The 18,618-nt window shown below is 65.9% G+C and carries 18 protein-coding genes; 8 read left to right on the plus strand and 10 right to left on the minus strand.

Translation table 11 applies throughout. From position 1 onward, the window contains the following. Positions 1 to 155 precede the first annotated feature (155 nt). The 3 genes from ACFC4D_RS15365 to ACFC4D_RS15375 are packed head-to-tail and all read right to left on the minus strand — an operon-like array spanning position 156 to position 3,300. On the minus strand, positions 156 to 1,091 hold the full coding sequence (locus ACFC4D_RS15365; RefSeq protein WP_376063580.1) for a fumarylacetoacetate hydrolase family protein: 936 nt from the start codon (positions 1,089 to 1,091) through the stop codon (positions 156 to 158). Beyond that, positions 1,088 to 1,660 carry a VOC family protein gene (locus tag ACFC4D_RS15370; RefSeq protein WP_376063582.1) on the minus strand — a complete coding sequence of 191 codons (573 nt, stop codon included), beginning with the start codon at positions 1,658 to 1,660 and terminating at the stop codon, positions 1,088 to 1,090. Before ACFC4D_RS15370 ends, ACFC4D_RS15365 begins: the two co-directional genes overlap by 4 nt. Continuing rightward, positions 1,657 to 3,300: a bifunctional 3-(3-hydroxy-phenyl)propionate/3-hydroxycinnamic acid hydroxylase gene (locus ACFC4D_RS15375; RefSeq protein WP_376063584.1), complete on the minus strand. Its 1,644-nt coding sequence runs from the start codon at positions 3,298 to 3,300 to the stop codon at positions 1,657 to 1,659. Before ACFC4D_RS15375 ends, ACFC4D_RS15370 begins: the two co-directional genes overlap by 4 nt. A 326-nt stretch (positions 3,301 to 3,626) precedes the next feature. Here ACFC4D_RS15375 and ACFC4D_RS15380 point away from each other — a divergent pair, with 326 nt between their 5' ends. Genes ACFC4D_RS15380 through ACFC4D_RS15390 form a run of 3 tightly spaced genes read left to right on the plus strand, consistent with a single transcriptional unit; the run spans position 3,627 to position 6,232 of the window. Further along, positions 3,627 to 4,877 carry an MFS transporter gene (locus ACFC4D_RS15380; protein ID WP_376063586.1) on the plus strand — a complete coding sequence of 417 codons (1,251 nt, stop codon included), beginning with the start codon at positions 3,627 to 3,629 and terminating at the stop codon, positions 4,875 to 4,877. 33 nt (positions 4,878 to 4,910) lie between these two features. After that, positions 4,911 to 5,672 carry an IclR family transcriptional regulator gene (locus tag ACFC4D_RS15385; RefSeq protein WP_376063588.1) on the plus strand — a complete coding sequence of 254 codons (762 nt, stop codon included), beginning with the start codon at positions 4,911 to 4,913 and terminating at the stop codon, positions 5,670 to 5,672. A 35-nt stretch (positions 5,673 to 5,707) separates the two neighbouring features. Further along, entirely contained in the window at positions 5,708 to 6,232 is a 525-nt protein-coding gene (locus ACFC4D_RS15390; protein WP_376063589.1) for a cytochrome C5, read from the plus strand. An 18-nt stretch (positions 6,233 to 6,250) separates the two neighbouring features. Here ACFC4D_RS15390 and ACFC4D_RS15395 read toward each other — a convergent pair whose 3' ends face one another. The 4 genes from ACFC4D_RS15395 to ACFC4D_RS15410 form a co-directional block, all read right to left on the minus strand. Continuing rightward, a complete protein-coding gene (locus ACFC4D_RS15395; protein ID WP_376063699.1) occupies positions 6,251 to 7,153 on the minus strand; it encodes an oxygenase MpaB family protein in 903 nt (300 codons plus the stop codon). Positions 7,154 to 7,266: 113 nt separating this feature from the next. After that, the gene (locus ACFC4D_RS15400) at positions 7,267 to 8,709 is read right to left on the minus strand and encodes a carotenoid oxygenase family protein (RefSeq protein WP_376063591.1); all 1,443 of its coding nucleotides are present in this window, start codon (positions 8,707 to 8,709) and stop codon (positions 7,267 to 7,269) included. 157 nt (positions 8,710 to 8,866) lie between these two features. Next, positions 8,867 to 10,024 (minus strand): calcium-binding protein, encoded by a 1,158-nt coding sequence (locus ACFC4D_RS15405; RefSeq protein ID WP_376063593.1) that lies wholly within the window; start codon positions 10,022 to 10,024, stop codon positions 8,867 to 8,869. Next, positions 10,021 to 11,817 (minus strand): FAD-dependent oxidoreductase, encoded by a 1,797-nt coding sequence (locus ACFC4D_RS15410; RefSeq protein ID WP_376063595.1) that lies wholly within the window; start codon positions 11,815 to 11,817, stop codon positions 10,021 to 10,023. The genes ACFC4D_RS15405 and ACFC4D_RS15410 overlap by 4 nt, the downstream gene beginning before the upstream one ends. Before the next feature lie 405 nt (positions 11,818 to 12,222). Between ACFC4D_RS15410 and ACFC4D_RS15415 the strand changes: the two genes are divergently transcribed. Both ACFC4D_RS15415 and ACFC4D_RS15420 read left to right on the plus strand, forming a co-directional pair. Then, positions 12,223 to 12,879 carry a hypothetical protein gene (locus tag ACFC4D_RS15415; RefSeq protein ID WP_376063597.1) on the plus strand — a complete coding sequence of 219 codons (657 nt, stop codon included), beginning with the start codon at positions 12,223 to 12,225 and terminating at the stop codon, positions 12,877 to 12,879. 170 nt (positions 12,880 to 13,049) lie between these two features. Beyond that, complete coding sequence (locus ACFC4D_RS15420) at positions 13,050 to 13,889, plus strand: hypothetical protein (RefSeq protein WP_376063600.1); 840 nt, start codon at positions 13,050 to 13,052, stop codon at positions 13,887 to 13,889. 41 nt (positions 13,890 to 13,930) lie between these two features. On the opposite strand, the gene ACFC4D_RS15425 is transcribed toward ACFC4D_RS15420, so the two are convergent. Next, positions 13,931 to 14,545: an SDR family oxidoreductase gene (locus ACFC4D_RS15425; RefSeq protein WP_376063602.1), complete on the minus strand. Its 615-nt coding sequence runs from the start codon at positions 14,543 to 14,545 to the stop codon at positions 13,931 to 13,933. A 127-nt stretch (positions 14,546 to 14,672) separates the two neighbouring features. Between ACFC4D_RS15425 and ACFC4D_RS15430 the strand changes: the two genes are divergently transcribed. Further along, positions 14,673 to 15,131, plus strand: a complete 459-nt coding sequence (locus ACFC4D_RS15430; protein ID WP_376063604.1) for a GNAT family N-acetyltransferase — start codon at positions 14,673 to 14,675, stop codon at positions 15,129 to 15,131. A gap of 26 nt (positions 15,132 to 15,157) precedes the next feature. Here the strand turns inward: ACFC4D_RS15430 and ACFC4D_RS15435 are convergent, their stop codons facing one another. Then, on the minus strand, positions 15,158 to 15,949 hold the full coding sequence (locus ACFC4D_RS15435) for an SDR family oxidoreductase (protein WP_376063607.1): 792 nt from the start codon (positions 15,947 to 15,949) through the stop codon (positions 15,158 to 15,160). A 371-nt stretch (positions 15,950 to 16,320) separates the two neighbouring features. Between ACFC4D_RS15435 and ACFC4D_RS15440 the strand changes: the two genes are divergently transcribed. Together ACFC4D_RS15440 and ACFC4D_RS15445 are read left to right on the plus strand one after the other, a co-directional pair. Next, positions 16,321 to 16,608, plus strand: a complete 288-nt coding sequence (locus ACFC4D_RS15440; RefSeq protein ID WP_376063609.1) for a hypothetical protein — start codon at positions 16,321 to 16,323, stop codon at positions 16,606 to 16,608. Position 16,609: 1 nt separating this feature from the next. Beyond that, the gene (locus tag ACFC4D_RS15445) at positions 16,610 to 16,987 is read left to right on the plus strand and encodes a 4-oxalocrotonate tautomerase (RefSeq protein ID WP_376063610.1); all 378 of its coding nucleotides are present in this window, start codon (positions 16,610 to 16,612) and stop codon (positions 16,985 to 16,987) included. Between the two features lie 18 nt (positions 16,988 to 17,005). Here the strand turns inward: ACFC4D_RS15445 and ACFC4D_RS15450 are convergent, their stop codons facing one another. Continuing rightward, complete coding sequence (locus tag ACFC4D_RS15450; protein WP_376063612.1) at positions 17,006 to 18,550, minus strand: acyl-CoA carboxylase subunit beta; 1,545 nt, start codon at positions 18,548 to 18,550, stop codon at positions 17,006 to 17,008. Positions 18,551 to 18,618 lie beyond the last annotated feature (68 nt).

An 18,618-nucleotide genomic window follows, 5' to 3' on the forward strand; every position in this document is an offset into this window, starting at 1 on the left:
TATCAGGTGACCTACGACACTTCAAACCTATGTTGAATCGGAATAGGGGTATAAATCGAGCGAATAATGGACGTTGACAAAGCGTTCACGGCAAACGCCGAATAGCCCTTTCCGCATTGTGCGGAAAGGGCTTTCGGTGGGCGGGATTCAGGCGGTTAGATCGTTCCCTCGCGCAAGGGAATGGCCGGAGCCCCCGCGACGATACGGTTTTCCAATACGCCCAGACCCTCGATCGAGGCGGTGACGATATCGCCCTCGCGCAGGAACGGGAACTGTTCGGGCGAATGTGTTTGGGACAGTTCATTGATGCAGCCGGTGCCGCAGGTGCCGCTGCCGATCACATCGCCCGGGCGCACCTCGGTGCCGCGCGAGGCATAGGAGATCATCTCGGCGAAGGACCAGTACACATCGGACCAGACGGCCTCGGTGTACTTCTGCCCGTTGACCTCACAGCGCATGGCGAGCCGATACCCGGTGCCCTCCTTGAACGCGGCCAGCTCGTCGGGGGTGACCAGCCACGGGCCCAGGCCGGTGGCGGTGTCCTTGCCCTTCACCGGGCCCATGGACAGCGTCATTTCGCGTTTCTGCAAATCCCGTGCGCTCCAGTCGTTCAGGATGCAGAAACCGGCGATGAGCCCCTCGGCCTGCTCCGGGGTCACATCGCGGCCGTAACCGCCGAGCACCGCGCCGACCTCGAGTTCGAAATCGAATTTGGTGCTGCCCGGGGGAATAGGGATATCGCCGCTGCCGGTCGCGGCATAGGGATTGGAAAAATAGAACACCGGGATGCGATACCAATCCGGGTCCATGTCCAGACCGCGCCATTTGCGCCCGGCCCGGACGTGCTGTTCGAACGCGTAGAAATCTCGCACCGTCGGCGGTGTGGCGATCGGTGAAAGGTATTGCACGTCTGCGGGATTCAATACCTCGCCGGAGGTGCCCCGGGCGAGTGCGGCTTCGGCGAGCGAGCGCTCGGGGTCATTGAGCAGTGGCGCGATATCGTCGAGATCGTTGAGCAGATGGATACCATCGGATTCCACGATGCCGACGCGGACGGTTTCGGCGGCGGTGCGGATACGGGTCAGTTTCACGCGGATTCTCCTGGGTTGATAGCCGTCACGTTGTGTTGGGTGGTCCACTCGACATAGGAGGGCTCGGTGAATCCGGTGCTGCCGTAGCGATCCACCGAGGCACGGATGCGCTCGAGCAGCTGATCCAGATCGGTATCGAGGTCGATATGCTCGATGAAGGGCTGGCGCGCCTCGAATCCGGTCTGCCAGTACACCTCGCAGCGATTGCCCTCGGGGTCGTAGAAGTACACGCCGACGGCATTGCCGTGCGAGACCACCATGTCCAGCCGCACGCCCTGTTCGCGGAAGCGGCGGAAGAAGCCGATCACGCTCTCGAGGGAGGCGCAGCGGAACGACACCTGTTGCAGCAGTTGCGCATCGGCGGCGGCGGTGCGGCCCGAGGCGAGCAGGACCTCATGGTGTTCGGTATCGGGACGGGCCGAGAGGAACCAGACGCCCAGCTTCTCGTCATGGTCGGTGACGGTCAGCCCCAGCGTGCCGGTGTAGAACTCGAGCTGGCGCGCGATATCGAAACAGCGGATGCCGACGTGGCCCAGTTCCGCGATCGCGGGTGTGAAATCGATTGTCATTGCTTACCTTTCGCTGCGGAGATGGTGTCCAGGAGTCGGCCGGTGCCCAGCACCGCGCGCAAGCGCGCGGCGGTCGCACCGGCATGTTCGGAGGGGAAGACCGCCGCGACATAGCGGTCGGGGCGCAGCAGCACGAACTTGCCCGCCGCCGGACGCAGCAGCGCCTCGAGTTCGCCGTCGGCATCACCGATGGCGGGGCGCGATCCGCCGGTGCGGGGGCGTCGATCACCGAGTACGACATCGACGCAGCGCATGGGAAGCGGACGGAGTGCGGCGATGGCGCGCTCCCACTCCTGGTCGGTGACATCGACTCCCAGCAGGTTGAAGCGATCACCGAGTACCGCGTCCAGGCGGCGGGTGGCACCGTCCGGGTGCAGGGTCCAGGGCTGGTCCAGCGCCGAGCCCACGAGCTCATCGGCGGGCGAGCCGTCACGTACCACCAGCCCGCTGCGAAAGTGGGGCTTGGGGAGATACTTCAGATGTACGAGATACCGTCTTCCCCAAGGTATTCGGAGCATGGCCGTGACTGCGGCATCACGCACTCGCGCGGCTGCGCGGTTCGTGGTCATCACGATCCGCCCTTGCAGGATCGAGGCGCGCACGGTGATCTCGGCATGCGGTTTGCGTTCGGCCGCATAGGAATCGAGCAGTGTCGGCGAGGCATACCCGCCATCGATCAGTGCCAGTTTCCAGCACAGATTCGCCGCGTCCCGGATACCGGAGTTCAAGCCTTGGCCCGCGAACGGGGGCATCATGTGTGCGGCATCGCCGAGCAGGAACACCCGTCGATCACGCCAGCGCTCGGCCACCAACCCGCTGAAGCGGTAGTTGACCGCCCGTTCCACCTGGTCCGGGGTGATGGTGCGGTAGGGGGCCAGTAGCCGCTGGATCAGATCGAAGGGCGGTTGTTCGCGGGCATCGCCCTCGCCCGGGCGCAGCAGGAACTCGTACCGGCAGCGGCCGTCGCCGCCGGGCACGATCACCCGGGGCCGGTCCGGATCGCCGAAATGCATGCTGCACCGGTCGTCATGGCTGTCGCCGACGGTGTCGACCACCAGCCAGACATCATCGAAGCTCTTGCCCGCCATGGTGATTCCGGCCTGTTTGCGCACGGTGCTGCGTCCACCGTCGCAGCCCAGCAGATAGTCCGCGTACACGGTGTCCTCGACCCCGCCCGCGCCGCGCAGCGTGACCTCGACGCCGTCGGCGTCCTGCCGATACGAGACCATCTCGGTGCTCATATGCAGCGTGACATGGTCCCGGCGCTCCAGTTGCCGCATCAGCACCTGCTCGAGTTCGGGCTGGGAGAACTGGCTTTTGATCGCATAGCCGAACACATACGGCCGCGCGCCGCGTGCCTGGAACAGTCGCTGCTGTCGACGGCCGTAGAACCGCACGCCGGTCCCCGGTGCGATCACCGCGTCCAGGCGTGCGCCCAGGCCCAGTCCGTGCAGTACCCGCAGCGATTCGGCGTCCATGCTGATGGCCTTGGCCTCATCGCTGGTCGAGGGGTTCCGTTCGATCAGCACCACGTCCACGCCCGCGGACGCGAGTAGATTCGCCGCCGTCAAACCGACCGGGCCACCGCCCGCGATCACCACGCGCAGCGAGGATTCGCCCTGCGCCAGTGGAGGATTCATATTCGATTCCGATCTCTGTGCCGTGCGCGGGGCCACGGGAGCTCCCCGGCGCACTCGATCGACGCTCACTCTGTTCTGTAGAGCGGATCATGTTCTGCACAGTAGTCACTTTTTGTGGGTCGCGTCAAGAATGGCGACTCTTGCGTTGTTCCGCACACAGGTATACGTTCTGTGTCGCAGAACACATGGTGAGCCTGATTCCGGCCCGGAGAAGACGTCCCGGGCCAGCTCGAACGCGCCCGTCAGGCCGAAATCAGCACCGCCGGTTCGGCATTCACGGTGGCCGCAGCGTCGCGCTCCACCCTGGTACGAGAGGTAGTCCTCGCATGTCCACCGACACTCGACCGACCGTCGACACCCCGCACGGCAATCCGCCGAACCCCGCCAGACCACGCCGCATACTCGCCCTCGGCGTGCTGATCATGATGCTCGAGGGCTGGGACCTGGGCGCACTCGGCACCGTCGGGCCATCGCTGCTGGACTACGAGCCCTGGCATGCGACCGATGCCACCATCGGCATGCTGGGCAGTGCTCTGGCTGTCGGAATGCCGATCGGCGGTTTCCTGGCCGGACGGGCGGCCGACGCCTGGGGTCGCCGCGCACCGGTGCTGGTCTGCCTGGTGTGGGTGTCGATCGCCATGTCGATCAGCACCTTCGCGCCCGGACTGGCGATCTTCGCACTCGGTCTGGGACTGACGGGGATCGGTATCGGCGGGCTGACCACCCTGACCATCACCTTCGTCGCCGATGCCGCGCCGGCGCGGCGCGGGGCATTCTATGTGGGAGCCGCGCAATGCGGTGTCGCGCTGGGCGGGGTGATCGTCGCGTTCGTGGGCCGAGCGGTACTGCCGCAGTGGTCATTTCAATGGTTGTTCCTGTTCGGTGCGCTGGCCCTGCTGCTGATCCCGGCCTGCTGGTATCTGGTGCCGAATCTGGCCGCGGGCCTGCACACCAAGGAACACGCACCGTTGCGCGCGCTGCGCTCGCCGGAGTTCCGCCGCCTCACCGTGCTGTTCTCCACCGCGAGTTTTTTCGTGCTGCTGCTGGTGTCTGCCGTGGCGGTATGGCTGCCCACCCTGCTCGTGCATAACGGGCACGACCTGCGCTCCGCCCTGGGATTCACCGTCGCCTTCAACGGTGGTGCGATCGCGGGCACCTTGATCGCGACCGTGATCGCCGATCGCGGCTGGACCAAGGCCACCATCCTCGCCTGCCTGGCCTGCGCGTCGGTGGCCATGCTCGCGCTGAGTGCGGCCGGAGCGACCTGGTTGATCCTGCTCATGTCCGCGGCCGCCGGTATCGGCGCGTTCGGCACCCAGAACCTACTCAACGCCTACATCACCGCCTCCTACCCACTTCGCCTGCGCGGCACCGCACTCGGGCTGATCATGGGTTTGGGCCGCGTCGGTGCGATCGCCGGACCCGCCTACGTCAGCGCCGTCACCGGCACTTGGTCCGCGCCGGCCATCGGCTTCTACGCCCTCATCGTGCCCGCGGTGATCGCCGCCGCCTTCGTCGTCCTGATTCGCCCCGCGTCCCAGCCCGAGTACAGTGTTCTGGTCAGCAGAACGCCCTAGACCGAGCCCGCGGTCGCATCAGCAGGAGGAACCGTGGCCGTAGCCGCCGGATATCCCATCGAATCCGTGGACACCGCCATTCGAATCCTGTTGATGCTCAAGGACGAACCCGAACTCCGCATCGCCGCGGTCGCGCGTGAGCTGGGCGTGGCCCGCTCGACCGCGCACCGCATGCTCACCACCCTCCAGGCCCGGGACATGCTCCGCCAGGACCCCGCCACCAAAGCCTTCGGCGCGGGCCCGGCCCTGGTCGAACTCGGCATCGCCGTCATGGGCGCGGCCGATCTCAAAGCCGCCGCCCGCCCCATTCTCGAGCAACTCGCCGAACGCACCGGCGAAACCGTCCACCTGGTCACCCTCGAGGGCACCGAACTGGTCTTTGTCGACGGTGTCGAAGGCAAACAGGTCATCCGCGCGGGCCTGCGCACCGGCCACCGCACCCCCGCCCACACCACCGGCGCGGGCAAAGCCCTACTCGCGGTGCTGGATTCCACCGAACTTCGCCGCCGCTACCCCACTGCCCGCCTCACCGGTGGCACCGACGACGCCGTCCACACCCGGCGTGCCCTCGAGACCGACCTGGACGAGGTTCGCACCCGCGGCTACGGCATCAACCACGCCGAATCCGAATCCGGCCTGACCGCGTTGGGTGCGGTCATCCACGACACCCGCGGCGGCGTCCGCGGCGCGCTGTCCCTGTCCGGCCCGTCGTTCCGCATCCCCGCGGCCAAGATCGACGAACTCGCCACCGAATTACGCTGGGCCGTCGAAGAACTCACCACCCGACTCGGCTGACCTGCCTAGCCCGCAAACATGAAAAGGTGTCGCCAATGACCCCGCTCGAAGAACTCGAGAACGACATCGCCCGCAGCGGCCTGCTCTTCGACCCGCAGATCGCCGACGACTTCATCCACGGAACCGCCCGAATCCCCAGTGCCGGAGTCGATGTCGCGGTGAACGTCGATCCCGAACTCGCCGACCACCCCGACCCGGATGCCACCGTCCTGCTGGCCGCGATCGAGCGACTACTCACCATCGCCCCCGAACGCTGGCACCAGATCATCGATGCGATCGCACAGGAAATCGAAGAGGCCGTCGGCGACCAACCCATCGCCGAACCGATCGACCTACGTGATGACCTGACCCTCAGCTCCACCGTCGTCTTCCACGATGCGACCCTGCTGTCCTTCGCCGCCCCGAAACAGTTCCCCGACAGCTGGATTCGAGTCCAACTCGATGAGGATCTCGCCGTCGACGGCGTCGCGGTGGACGACAGGGAGGACGATGTCGAGACAATGGAATTCGAGTCGGCCGACGACCTCCTCGACCATCTCAGCGCGGCGGACAATCCCTGACCTGACCGGCGTGGATCATCACACCAGTGGCTGGTGCTTTCGAATCCGGTGCCGCACATAGCCGATCTGCGGTCCGCCGACACTGCGCAGGAACTTGGGCAGGAATCGGTTGACGAATCCCACGAACTGGAAGAGGTGCTCGAAGCGGCGCTGATCGGCCGCGGTCCAGGCCACGCCCATATGCTCGCGCATATGGGGTGCCAGGAATCCGGCGGTCAGAAAGCGCAGCAGGCCGCCGAAGAACAGCCGCAGATACCAGTGGATCATCCGAAGGTGTAGCAGGTCGTCGACGTATTGCCGCACCTGCTCGTCGATGCTCACCCGCCGGCAGGCGTCCAGCCAGTACGCGTCGAAATCGGCTCGGGTCTTGGGCCACATATCCGGATGCACCTGCAAAGTCGTGCCCAGCGCCGAGGCCGTGGAGTAGAACGCCTCGGCCTGTTCGGAATTCATTCTGCCGTGCAGCATCTGGTAGGAATCCTCGAAGCCGACGTACAGACACGCGGCCACCCACAGCTGGGTATTGCGATCGAAGGCGTTGTATTTGACCTTCGCTCCGGGCTGGGACCGCACCTGCCGATGCGCGACATTGACCGCCGCGCGCATGGCCTGCTTCTCCTCGTCGGTGCCGAGGATGGCCACTGCCAAATAGGAGGCGGTGGTGCGCAGTCGTTTCCACGGATGCTTCATGAGCGCACCGGATTCCACCGTGCTCTCGACCACGCCGCGTCCGACCTCCGGCCACGCCATCTGCATGGCCACATTCGCCGGTGCGTTGGACAGTCCCCAGAAATCGAGCGCGTCCGGCAGCTGCGGTAGCCGTTTGCCGCCGACCCGGTGCACGGACGGAATATTGATGCGGGTCTGCTCCAGGGTCAGCGGCGGCGTGCTGCCGGGCTCGGGAGTTTTCGCGACCGACATACGGCGATGCACGGTGGGCGCGTGATCCTCCTCGACATACGAATCACTGTGCGGATCATCGTAATTGGGTTCCCAGCGCGGTGTGTCCAGGGTCATGGTGGTCCCTTCTCGAATCAGCGCGCAGCTCTGGCAGGAGCGACGCGGTCGGTGAAACTGCCGTGAAATCCGGGGAATACGTGCCCGTGCAGACGCGCGATAGCGAGCGGAGCTCGTTCGATGTCTCTGGCATCCAGGATGATCAGCGCGGTGCGATGTTCGGCCGCCAGATAGGTCAGGGCCAGAATCCAGCCGTCGTCCTCGGCGGCGGTGGCCGATCGCGGCACGAACATCGGCTCACCCGGGAACTCCCCGGCGGTGAACTCATGGCGATGTTCACCTCCGGTGCGATGGTCGAATTTGACTATCGCACCGGCACTTTCGGGATGATAGGCGGCGAAGTAGCTGAACCGGTGCGCCCGGCCGGTGCGCCGCTCATCGTGCATGGGGAATTCGACCGAGGTGAACTCGCCGAGATCCTCGCGTTCGACGCGGCCGGACCGGGTGATCCGCACGCGCACCGGACGTCCGACGGCGGGCAGTCCGTCGCGGAACTTCTTCAGTGCGCCGGTGAGGAATTCGAGCGATTCGTGGCGCACCACATCGAGCACTACGTCATCGCCGTCCTCGTAGGCGTTGTCGATGTGCACGTAGATGAAGGGTTCGCATTCGATGATCCGATGCCTGCCGCCATCGCGCGGCACCAGCACGATGCGCATGCCGCGCTCGGGGCGGTACGCGGCGGCATCACCGTGGGTTCCCCTGCCGAGCATGGCGAGTCCCGCTCGCACGGGGTCCACCGTGATCGGCGCGAGCGCGAAGACCAGGAAGTGTTCGGTAATCGCGAAATCGTGCTGCACGATGACATCGTCGAGCGCGATCACTCCGAGCGTGCGCGCCCGCCCCGCAGGATCCACCCGATAGCAGCGCAGTGACGGCGAGATCTTGCGCCCCACAGCCAGATCCAATCCGAAATTGAACAGCTCGCCGGTGACGGGATCGATCTTCGGGTGCGGCGAGAAACGGGACAGGCGCGTGAGCGTCCCGTCGAAATCGCAGGGGCCCTTGGTGCTCAGGTCGACCGGATCGATATCCCACGGCCGCCCGACATCGCTGAGTGCGAGCAGCCGATCCGCGTGCACCACGGCGTGGGTGTTGGCGTTATCGGCGGGTGGACGACCGAGGTTGGCGCGCAGCCCGGCGGCCTGGCTGTACAGGCCGCGCACGCCCGCACCTCGATTGCGCTCCTCGGCACGGAATTTCGGTGTTCGCACGTAGCGGGACCGGAACCGCACGGTACCCGCGTCAATGACGAACTTGGTCACCAGCCCGTCCCCGTCGAAGGGGTGTTCGGCGCGGAAGCCCCCGGCCTCGAACCGCGCCGGTCCATTGCGATAGAGCGTGCCGCGCAGCTCGTGCGGAATCGTGCCGGTCACCGCGAGTTCGACCTCCTCGGGGCATTCCACGGCGGGTTCGAATGCGCGCGCGAGCGGGTTGCGGGTCTCGGTGACCGGGGACATGAGCCTTCCTCTCCCTCTGGTTCGGCTCTACGCGCCGTCACAGCCGCTTAGAGACGTTGAGATGGTTTCCACTTCAGTCTCTCAGCGCGAACGGCTCGAGTCAACGCGTATGTTAATGTCAATTCCTCCCCGGGTGACCTGACCCCGCAGGTGCCGATCAGCCTGTCGTGGCACCAATTGTGCAGTTTTGCACCACATTTCGCCCCGCTCCCCCGTCGCAGCGATCGACTCCGCCGCCGCCGTCGATCACGTCGTCGCCCGGGCCGCCGTCGATGCTGTCGTTCCCGCGACCACCCGATATGCGGTCATTGCCGCCTCCCTCGGTGTAGCCGAACAGCCCCGGCAGATACCCGGTGAGCACCGAGACCGGAATCGGCATCCGCTGCACCCCGGGCATGCCGAGCAGTCCCAGCACCAGGCCGTCGATCGCGACATCGAGCGCGGCGACGATATTGTCGCCCTTGACCGGCGCTCCGAGACCGTTCGGCCCGTCGCCCAGCACGATGACATCGTCACCGCCCGGGCTGCTGACCGTGGGTCCGAGCGCGGACTGATTGTCACCGACCACGAACCCGGACCCTCCGGGCGGTCCGGTGAGAAAGTCGTTGCCGCCCAACCCATTCGCGCCGTAGAAGCTGGTGTTGTCACCGTTCATCGAGAACACCGACCCGGAGGAATCGGTGATGATGTCGTTGCCGCCCGGACCGCTCGCGACGCCCGTGATGGCACCGTTGTCGCCGACGAAGATCTCCAGATCGCCTGCGGCGTCGGTCAATTGGTCATCGCCACCCGCGCCGGAGGCATTGCCCCGGAACGAGGCGTTGTCTCCGTGTAGGATATCCAGGTTCCCCGGGCCACCGTTGAGCACGTCGTTGCCCCCGTGGCCCGAGACATCGCCGACGATGACCGCGTTATCCCCGGCGATAATGTCCAGATCACCCGGACCGCCCAGCACGACGTCGTTTCCGCCGTCGGCATCGATGGTGCCCACCAGCGCGAATTGATCGCCGATGACCGCATCGGTACCCGCCTCGCCGTCCACGAGATCATCGCCGAGGGCGCCGATGACGAAGTCGTTGCCACCGCCCCCGCAGATGATGTCATTGCCCGCGCCGCCGTCGATCCAGTCGATACCGTCGGACCCGACGATCACATCGTCACCCGGGGTCCCGTGGATATACCCGGCCCCGACGATGGTGGCCGGGTGACCATGGCAGCTCGGCGGCTGCCCCGTGGCCGGGCCGGTCGAAAACACCGTCCCCGCAACCGATATGGCGAGCAGCACCAGCACGATTCCACCCCGCCCGCGGCTCATCCGATGTCCAGCAGGTTCGGCTGCCCCGCCAGATACCGTGCCCGGTCGACCGCCTTGAACGGTTCGAGTTCGGGCGGCCGATAGCCGTCGAACAGCGCCGCGTGCGCCTCGCGTGAGCCCGCCGCGTCGAGCAGTGCGTTGACCGCGTGCCGGGCGGCTTCATTGGCTGCCTCCATCGAGGTGAAGTCGATATTCTTCGGTGTCTGAACATAATCCGCGGCCAGGAACAGATTCGGAATCGCGGTCCGCGCACTCGGGCGCAGCTCCCACGAGCCGACGGTGTTGAGGAAATAGCGTTCATCGTTGTAGGGCTCATCGGTGCCCAGATCCTGCGCCGCGGGATCGATGAAGTAGGACTCGATCATGTCGTCGGTGAGAATGTCCGCGCCGGAATCGTTGAGATGCATCTTCATCTGCGCCCAGGAGTCGTCGGCGATCTGCTGCGGTGTGCACCGGCTGGCCGGTTTGCCGTACAGCACACCGGGTTCCTCGACCCAATCGGAGATCACCACCGACAGGCAGTCCTGCTCGCGGCCCGATCCCCAGGTCTGGCTGAAGTTCTCCTTCCAGATCTGCCCCTGCGGCAGCGAGACCAGCTTCCACGGCGAGTCGATATGCGCGACATGACCGCGCAGCACCGCGGGCTTGCGGTTGAGATAGAACTGGATCCCGTTCGACCATGAGGTCTGCAACTGCTTCAACTTCTCGAATTGCGGGTCGCGCGAGGCCAATTCGGAGTCGGCGAGCAGCGGTGTGGCCCGTTCCAGTGGGACAGCGAGCACGAACCAGTCCGCGCGCACCGATTCGGTACCCCGGGGACCGCGCACCCGCGCCCCGCCGATCCGATCACCGTCCAGATCCAAGCCGACGACTTCGGCGGGCATCCGGAATTCGACGCCGATCGATTCGAGATACCGGACCCAAGGGTCGATCCAGGCCTCATTGGTCGGTGCGTTCATCACCCGGTTGAGCGGTCCGGAGCTGCCCGGAAGCTGCAGGTATCCGGAGAACAGGATCGATTCGATGCCCTGTCCGGCCGTACGAGCGCTGGCCACATGGGCTTTGAGCGCCTGGATGATCTGCGCGGAGCCGCCGAACACCCGCTGATAGTCGATCGATCGCGACGGTGCGCCGAGGTAGTTCCACCACGACACGTGCTCCCACTGTCCGTATCGCCGCTCATCGCAGCTGGTCAGATACACCAGAATGCGGTCCACGACATAGGCGGCCTCCCACGGCGGAATGAAGACCGCGTGCGCGAGGGTGCCGATCAGCATCTGGCGCAGACTGTCCAGATTGATCTGCCCGGGTGTGTGTATGGGGTCTTCCAGGACCCAATCCGGCAGTCGCCCGGCGCGGGCGAGACTGACATCGGCCAGGGTTTCCAGATTCCCCAGCACGCCATTGGCGTTGCCGGGGAACGGAATTCGGCCCAGCGTATCGGGCAGGTGGCGGTAGAAGCCGAAGTAGCCGCGATGCCCGTGCTCGCCGGGCAGATCCCGGCGGCCATCGGTGCCGGTGCCCGGCACGTACATGCTTTTGGCCTTGCCGCCGAAGGCTTTTCGCTCGTACACGGTGACGGCGAAACCCCGCTCGGCCAACTCGTGTGCGGCGCTGAGCCCGGCGACGCCGCCGCCGAGCACCGCGACCCGGCCCGCGTCGGCCGCCGCACGCGCGGTGTTCCTCCGAGTTCCGGCGAGCGCCGTTCCCGCCGCTGCGACCCCCGTGATCTTGAGCAGGGTACGGCGAGAAATCGGAGCGGTGCCTGTGTCCAGGCGCGTCGAAGCAACCATCCCATTCTCCAACTGCGTGATGATGGCACCTGCCGGGCACGAAAAGCCTGGCGGCACTGTGGAATTGCCCGGTCGACCGGTAACGAGCCCCATCGCTCGCCGCGGCAGGATCTGCGCGGTTCAGAAGCAGGAAGTTATCTGTAATTCGCCATGTCGAGACCCCACCCAACGTGCATAAAATGCTGCCGATACCTGAGTTAAGTTAGTGAGCATTCTTCTGGGTTTCAAGGTCAAGTGGCTAGGGTCACAACCGGATTGATTACGGATGTTCATCGATACCCGCGTTTTGCCGGGCCCATCGAAGTGGGGGCACCAAAGGCGCTGATACTGAATAGCTTTCGTTGATACGGTCCGGGCGTTGGTTCAGTTCGCCGATGCTGCTCGGCTTCACGAAACGAGATCCCCATGCTGCGTCTTGTCCGTATGCGCCGCGCGCTGGCCGCGATCGCGCTGGTCGTTCCGGCCGTCACGGCGCTCACCGGAACCGCTGCCGCCGATGCCGAGTCGACGACGACATGGACCGTCACCAACCCGAACGCCGACGGGGCATTCACGGCGGTGTCCGGCAAGGTCACCGTCAAGAATGGTTCGGGGACACTGCTGTTCACCTGTGCGAGCCTGACATCGAAGGGCAAGATCGTCTCCGGCACCCGCACCTCCCCCGGGCTGGGCACCGTCGAGACCACCGCGGCAGCCACGTGCAATGCGCCGGACGGCACGGTATGGAACGCCACCGGCGTCATGATGGGCGACTCGAGACTTGTCGCCAACGGCTACGACGCCGCGACCGGGACCACCTCGATCACCAATGGTCCGGACGGCGTGCCGATCAATGTCTCCTTCGTCAGCAGAGACACCGCGCACCAGTGTGGGTTCTACACCTATGCGACCGCGATGACGTACGCCAACGCGACCTCCACGCTGAAGGCAACCACGGCAAAGGTCAAGGTCGGCACCGCGAGCGGTGCCCCGGTATGTCAGGGACTGCTCACCCAGGGCGAGACGGTCACCTTCGCCGCCGACTACAAGGTGACCCCGGCAATCAAGATCACCGCCTCCTGATCGCGGAGCGGCCGGTGCGCTCGCACGAAGCGCGTCGAATCCGGAGCCGCGATGAATCCTGCTGTCGGGTAAGGCGTGCGGGGTAAGATCTGTGGCCAGCGTGGCCATCGCAGGTTCGGGTCCACTCTCGAGCGGCTCGACGGTGGTTCGCCAGACCGAGGGATGCGCCCATGTCCGACCTGCGCGCTTACGCAGTCTTGACCGCAGTGCCCGCCCTGCTCGCGTTCGGATCGGGAACGGCCACAGCACAACCCGCCGCTGCCCAGCCGCCCATCACGGACGGTCTGGAAGTCCATGCTGTGGCACCGGATCCCAACTCGCTGCGGATGGCAGCGCAGTCGATCCCATTGCCGGAGGGAATCAACCCGCAGCTCCGCGAGCAAGCCCAGACCTACCTGGACGGTGCGCAGCAGCAGATCATCAACGCGTACAACGGGATCGGGCTGCCCAGGGTCCAGGCCAATAGGGCCGACTCGACAATGGCGGGCCAGGTCATCGGCGCGATCATCGGCAAGGTCGTGGTGTTCCCGCTTGAGATTGTCGGATGCGGAGTCGGTGCGACGGTTGGCGCGATAGCAGGCGGCGTCATCGGTGCGCTTCCGACCGTGGGTGCGGGGGCGCCTGTCGGGGCCGCCGTCGGCGGGGTGGCCGGATGCCTGATCGGCGGTCTGGCCGTGGCCATTCCGGTGGATGTGGTGGGCCTGGCCGGAGGCGCGGCACTCGGTGGGCTCGTCGGTAATGCCCTGGGCACCGACGCGCCCCCGGCAGCCGCTGCCGCGCCCATCGTGAACAGTGCAGCGCCCCAAGCCGATCCGCTGCCCGCTGCGCCGGTCGCCGCCCCCATCGCGGCGGCGGCAGACACGGTTACCGCGCTCGCACCCGCCGCTGACACAGCGGTCACCTCATTGCGGTCCGCCATCGCGGCCCTGCCCCCGCTCACACCCGACGCGCTCGGTCCGCTCACCCAACCCGCCAACGATTTACTCGCGGCGGTGCAGGCGGCATTCTGAGCGCCCAGTGCGCGAATTGATTACCGCCGTAGGCAGTTCGGTCAGTCGATCTTCAGGTCGGTGAATGCCGTCGGCCAGTCGACCTCGGCGGGACCGTCGTACAGTTCGAAGGTCTTGCCGTGTGCTTCGGAATTGAGCAGCGCGGCGACCGTCGCCCGAGCCACGGTCTCACGGCTCACACTCCCATCGCCACGATCACCCTGTTCGAGACGCACACCACCGGCAGCCGAATTCGTGAGCCACCCGGGCCGCACGATCGCATACGGTGCCCCGCTATCCCGCAACACCTGCTCACCGGCCCCGCGAGCGCGGATGATCCCCGCAAGCTCCGGATGCTCGTCCGCCCGGGTGATGTAGATCTGCGAGAGCAGAACAACCGGAATCCGCTGCGCCGCAGCGAGTTCGGCAATCCGCCCCACCCCGGCATTCATCACCGCATCGGCACCCGCATCGTCCACGGGCGGCTCGACCGAGACAATAACGCCGTCGATTCCAGTCACGATGCCAGCATCGACCGAACCCGCGAGATCGACCGAGATACTCCGATCGTCCCGAGGACGCCGCGTGCCGACGACCACCTCGTGCCCGAGACCGCGAAGCAGTTCAACCGCTCGCCGTCCGGTACGCCCCGTACCCCCGATGACCAGATACTTCATGTAACTCCTCCGGCAACTAACATTCCGCGCAATCGCACCTCGGTTGCCGATCTTGCCGGTGAACGGCCGAGTCGTCGAATCGCCCGCCGGGGAGCGCGGGATCCAGCACCACTGGCACACTGTGCCTGTGGGGAGCACTTTCGCGATACGCCAAGCTGCGACAGCGGATTACGATGCCATCGTCGCCGTAGTCGATCTCTGGTGGGGCCGACCGGTCGCTGCATCCCTGCCACGCCTGTTCCTCGAACATTTCGCGCGCACCAGCCTGATCGCCGAGCAATGCGGTGAGCTCGCGGGATTCCTGATCGGATTCTTCTCACCGGACGATCCGCGCACGGCCTACGTCCACTTCGCGGGCATTCACCCGGACCATCGTGGCGCGGGTTTGGCCCGCGATCTATACCACCATTTCATCACGGCGGCGAAATCCGATGGGCGGCAACTGATCCGGGCCATCACCTCACCGAGAAACGTCGCGTCCATCGACTTTCACAGGGCATTGGGCTTCGACGTCGGCGGGCCGGTCATGAACTACAACGGCCCGCACAAGCATATGGTGACCTTCGAGCTCCATCTACCAGCCTAGCCGCGAGCACCTCACACCAAGAGGGGCTAACGCCAGTGATGATCGCCGAGTGCGGCTGCCTCCGAACCGCCGTCGGCGAAGATGATCTGACCGGTGACGAAGCGGTTGGACTCGCCGGCGAGCCAGCAGATGAGTTCGGCGACCCATTCCGGGCGGCCCGGGAATCCGCCGAAAGGTTGGGGTGCAGCGGTTTCCACCGCTCGGCGGATATTGTCGTCGGCGAAAATCCATGCGGCGGCGGGAGTGTCGACAACGCCCGAGGCGACGGCATTGAGCGCGATCCCGGCCCCGGCCCACTCCGGGGTGGGAGCGGACGTGCGCACCCAGCGGTTCAGCGCGCGCTTGGCGGCTCCGTAACCGGCGGTCGCACCCCCGGCGGCCGGATCGTTGGCGAGCAGGGCGACCGCGGTGGCTTCGTCTCCGTTCAGGCACGCCTGCATGATGCGCTCGTCCGCGGGCGCGAGCGAGGACGTCGACGATACGACAACCGCTCTGGGCGAAGGGCTTTGGGCCAGCAGTGGCCGCAGGCCCGACAGTGTCGCCACGGCGCCGAAATAGTTGGTTTCCAGCATGCCGGTCTTGCCGCCGCCCGCGATCGCCAGTACCGCGTCGATCGGACCGAACTCGCTGACCTGCTCCACCAGTGATCGCCGCCCGTGCGGCGTCGCCAGATCGGCCTGGACTTCGGCATTTTCGAGGTCGCATCCGATCACCGTGGCGCCACGCTCACGCAGCAATTCGGCGGTCGCCGCGCCGATCCCCGATGCCGACCCGGTCACCACGTAGGTGCGCCCGCCGGTCTTCGCCTGTGATGTCATCGCGCCCCATCTCCTCACCCGACCGGCACCTCTGGTCCATGCCGGAACAACCCCAACACCGTAATGGGGTCGCGCCGCCACAAGCATCCGTGCAAGGTCAGCGGCTGATTCGCACACGTTCTTGTAGTACACCGATTGGTGTACTAGATTTCGCCTCAGCCGTGGCACGGTCGCTGCGGGGCAAGGAGGCGGGTATGCGCCGGATACTGTGCACGATCCAGCAGGGCAGCCTGACGTCATCGCAGTTCCGAGCTGCGGAACGGGCCCTGAGTGAGTCCTATCGCGAGTCACTCGGAACCGGCGACCGCGCCGCGGTGGTCTGGTGCGAGATCCCCAAGGGCCAGTCCTACACGGAGAACAAACCTTCAACAATGTCGTGGGTACTCGCCGAAACCGATGACGGCCTCGACCCCACTCGCCGAGAACACGCGATGCGCGCGATGAGCCAAGCCTGGAATTCCATCACCGGCGCCGGTCCCAACGACCTCATGCTCGCCCTCGTCGACAGCGCCCTCTTCAGCCGCTACCTCGACCTCAACCGCGCCCGAATCCGCCCCGCCGCCCGCCCGGCATTCCTCCTGCGCACCCTCGCCCACCTCATCACTTCCCGGCTCACCCGGGGCCACCTCGCCATCGCCGCGAACCACCCCGGGAGCTGACATGCCGCTCTACAACGTCGCCTGCCGCGCCCTCCCCGACGCCATAGCCCACCAGGCCATCGTCGAAGCCATCACCACGACCCACTGCGAAATCACCGACGCCCCACCGGAATTCGTCAGCGTCGTCTTCCTCCACGGACAGCCGATCCGCACCGCCGTCGAGCTGTCGGTGATCGCCGGCGTCCGAGGCGGAGGCAATCGCACCCCCGACCTGTTCGCCCGCCTGGAACACACCCTGCAATCCGCCATCGCCACCGCGGCCCACCTCGAACCATCAGCGGTCGAAATCGCCCTGATCGAATTCGCCGCCAGCTGGATCATGGAGGGCGGCGTCGTCCTCCCCGAACCCGGTGAGGAACAGAACTGGCGCCCGAGCTGATCCCGGACCGGTTGGGTGCTAGAGCGGCATGAGGTGGTGCTTGCGGGGACCGTGCCGAATTGTCTTGTCGCGCAGCAGGCGTAGCGCTTTGCGGATTTCCAGTCGAGTATGAGCGGGTTCGATGACCGCGTCGATATAGCCGCGTTCGGCGGCTATCCAGGGTGTTGCCGCGGTCGCGTTGTAGAAGTCGATCAGCTGCTGGCGCAGGACGGGTCGCTCGGTCTCGGGGACGGCCGCGAGTTGTCGCCGTTGGGTCAGGCTGACAGCGGCTTCCGCGCCCATGACTGCGATGCGGGCGGTCGGCCAGGCGAGGTTGATATCGCCGCCGAGTTGTTTGGACCCCATCACCGCGTACGCGCCGCCATAGGCTTTGCGCACGATGACCGTGACGATCGGGACAGTCGCTTCGACCACGGCGTAGAAGAATCGGCCGCCGCGTTTGATGACGCCGATCTTCTCCTCTTCCACGCCCGGCAGCACGCCCGGGGTGTCGACGATGAAGATCAGTGGGAGACCGAACGCGTCGCAGAGCCGGATGAAATGCGCCGCCTTGTCCGAACAGCGAGCGTCGATCGCACCGCTGGACATCAGCGGCTGATTGGCGATCACGCCGACGCTGCGACCGTCCACGCGCGCGAAGCCGGTGATGATATTGCGGGCGGCGGCATCACCGACTTCGTGGAAGTCGCCGTCGTCGAAGATCCTCGCCAGGACGTCGTACATGTCGTACCCGGAGCGATCGGAGTCGGGAATCAGAGCGTTCAATTCCCGGTCGCTGTCGGTGATTTCGGGTTCGATCCCCGGATTCACCACCGGAGGTTGCTCGAAGCAGTTGGACGGCATGAAGCTCAGATACCTTCGCGCCCAGTCGAACGCCGCTCGCTCGTCCACGGCAATGTGATGGATATTGCCGTTGTGGGCTTGGTTGAACGCGCCACCGAGTTCTTCGAGGGTGACCTCCTCCCCCGTGGTCTCGCGGATGATGTCCGGACCGGTCACGAACATGTACGCGGATTCGGTCGCGATCAGCACATCGGTGTTGATCGGTGAATACACCGCTCCCGCAGCACATTTGCCCAGCATCACCGACACCTGCGGTACCGCCCCGGACATACGCAGTTGCCGACGACTCAGGGCTGCGTACCAGCTGAGCGAGGTCACCGCGTCCTGTACCCGAGCTCCACCGGAGTCATTGATCGCGACGAACGCGCACCCCACATCGGCCGCCAAATCCATGGCCGCGGCGACCTTCCGGCCGAACATCTCTCCGATCGATCCGCCGTACACGGTCTGATCGTGCGAAATCACCACCACCGCACGCCCATCGACCGTGCCCCGGCCGGTGACCACACCGTCGCCGTAGAGGGCATCCGCCCGGCCCGGTTCGCGCACGAGCGCGCCGATCTCGATGAAACTGCCCGGATCCACGAGCATTTCGATGCGCTGGCGCGGGCTGGGAATGTTCTTCGCCGCTCGCTTGGCGATCCCGGCCGCGCCCGTCGGTTCGTGCGCCTCCGCCAGATTCCGCTGCAGCAATGCGTGTTTCGCGCCGGTGGTCGTCACAGATGTGTCCTCCCTGGAACCGGGGCTGCCGGTTTCGCCTTCAGAGGCCGACCCTAGCTGGAATAGAC

The organism is Nocardia sp. NPDC056000 (assembly GCF_042269265.1).
Lineage (GTDB): Bacteria > Actinomycetota > Actinomycetes > Mycobacteriales > Mycobacteriaceae > Nocardia.

What these genes read in the sequence shown, in the direction of transcription:
- ACFC4D_RS15370 (WP_376063582.1), bottom strand. Translation starts at nt 1,660, where the DNA reads ATGACAATCGATTTCACACCCGCGATCGCGGAACTGGGCCACGTCGGC.
- ACFC4D_RS15375 (WP_376063584.1), bottom strand. Translation starts at nt 3,300, where the DNA reads ATGAATCCTCCACTGGCGCAGGGCGAATCCTCGCTGCGCGTGGTGATC.
- ACFC4D_RS15380 (WP_376063586.1), top strand. Translation starts at nt 3,627, where the DNA reads ATGTCCACCGACACTCGACCGACCGTCGACACCCCGCACGGCAATCCG.
- ACFC4D_RS15390 (WP_376063589.1), top strand. Translation starts at nt 5,708, where the DNA reads ATGACCCCGCTCGAAGAACTCGAGAACGACATCGCCCGCAGCGGCCTG.
- ACFC4D_RS15395 (WP_376063699.1), bottom strand. Translation starts at nt 7,153, where the DNA reads ATGTCGGTCGCGAAAACTCCCGAGCCCGGCAGCACGCCGCCGCTGACC.
- ACFC4D_RS15400 (WP_376063591.1), bottom strand. Translation starts at nt 8,709, where the DNA reads ATGTCCCCGGTCACCGAGACCCGCAACCCGCTCGCGCGCGCATTCGAA.
- ACFC4D_RS15405 (WP_376063593.1), bottom strand. Translation starts at nt 10,024, where the DNA reads ATGAGCCGCGGGCGGGGTGGAATCGTGCTGGTGCTGCTCGCCATATCG.
- ACFC4D_RS15410 (WP_376063595.1), bottom strand. Translation starts at nt 11,817, where the DNA reads ATGGTTGCTTCGACGCGCCTGGACACAGGCACCGCTCCGATTTCTCGC.
- ACFC4D_RS15415 (WP_376063597.1), top strand. Translation starts at nt 12,223, where the DNA reads ATGCTGCGTCTTGTCCGTATGCGCCGCGCGCTGGCCGCGATCGCGCTG.
- ACFC4D_RS15420 (WP_376063600.1), top strand. Translation starts at nt 13,050, where the DNA reads ATGTCCGACCTGCGCGCTTACGCAGTCTTGACCGCAGTGCCCGCCCTG.
- ACFC4D_RS15425 (WP_376063602.1), bottom strand. Translation starts at nt 14,545, where the DNA reads ATGAAGTATCTGGTCATCGGGGGTACGGGGCGTACCGGACGGCGAGCG.
- ACFC4D_RS15435 (WP_376063607.1), bottom strand. Translation starts at nt 15,949, where the DNA reads ATGACATCACAGGCGAAGACCGGCGGGCGCACCTACGTGGTGACCGGG.
- ACFC4D_RS15440 (WP_376063609.1), top strand. Translation starts at nt 16,321, where the DNA reads ATGTCGTGGGTACTCGCCGAAACCGATGACGGCCTCGACCCCACTCGC.
- ACFC4D_RS15445 (WP_376063610.1), top strand. Translation starts at nt 16,610, where the DNA reads ATGCCGCTCTACAACGTCGCCTGCCGCGCCCTCCCCGACGCCATAGCC.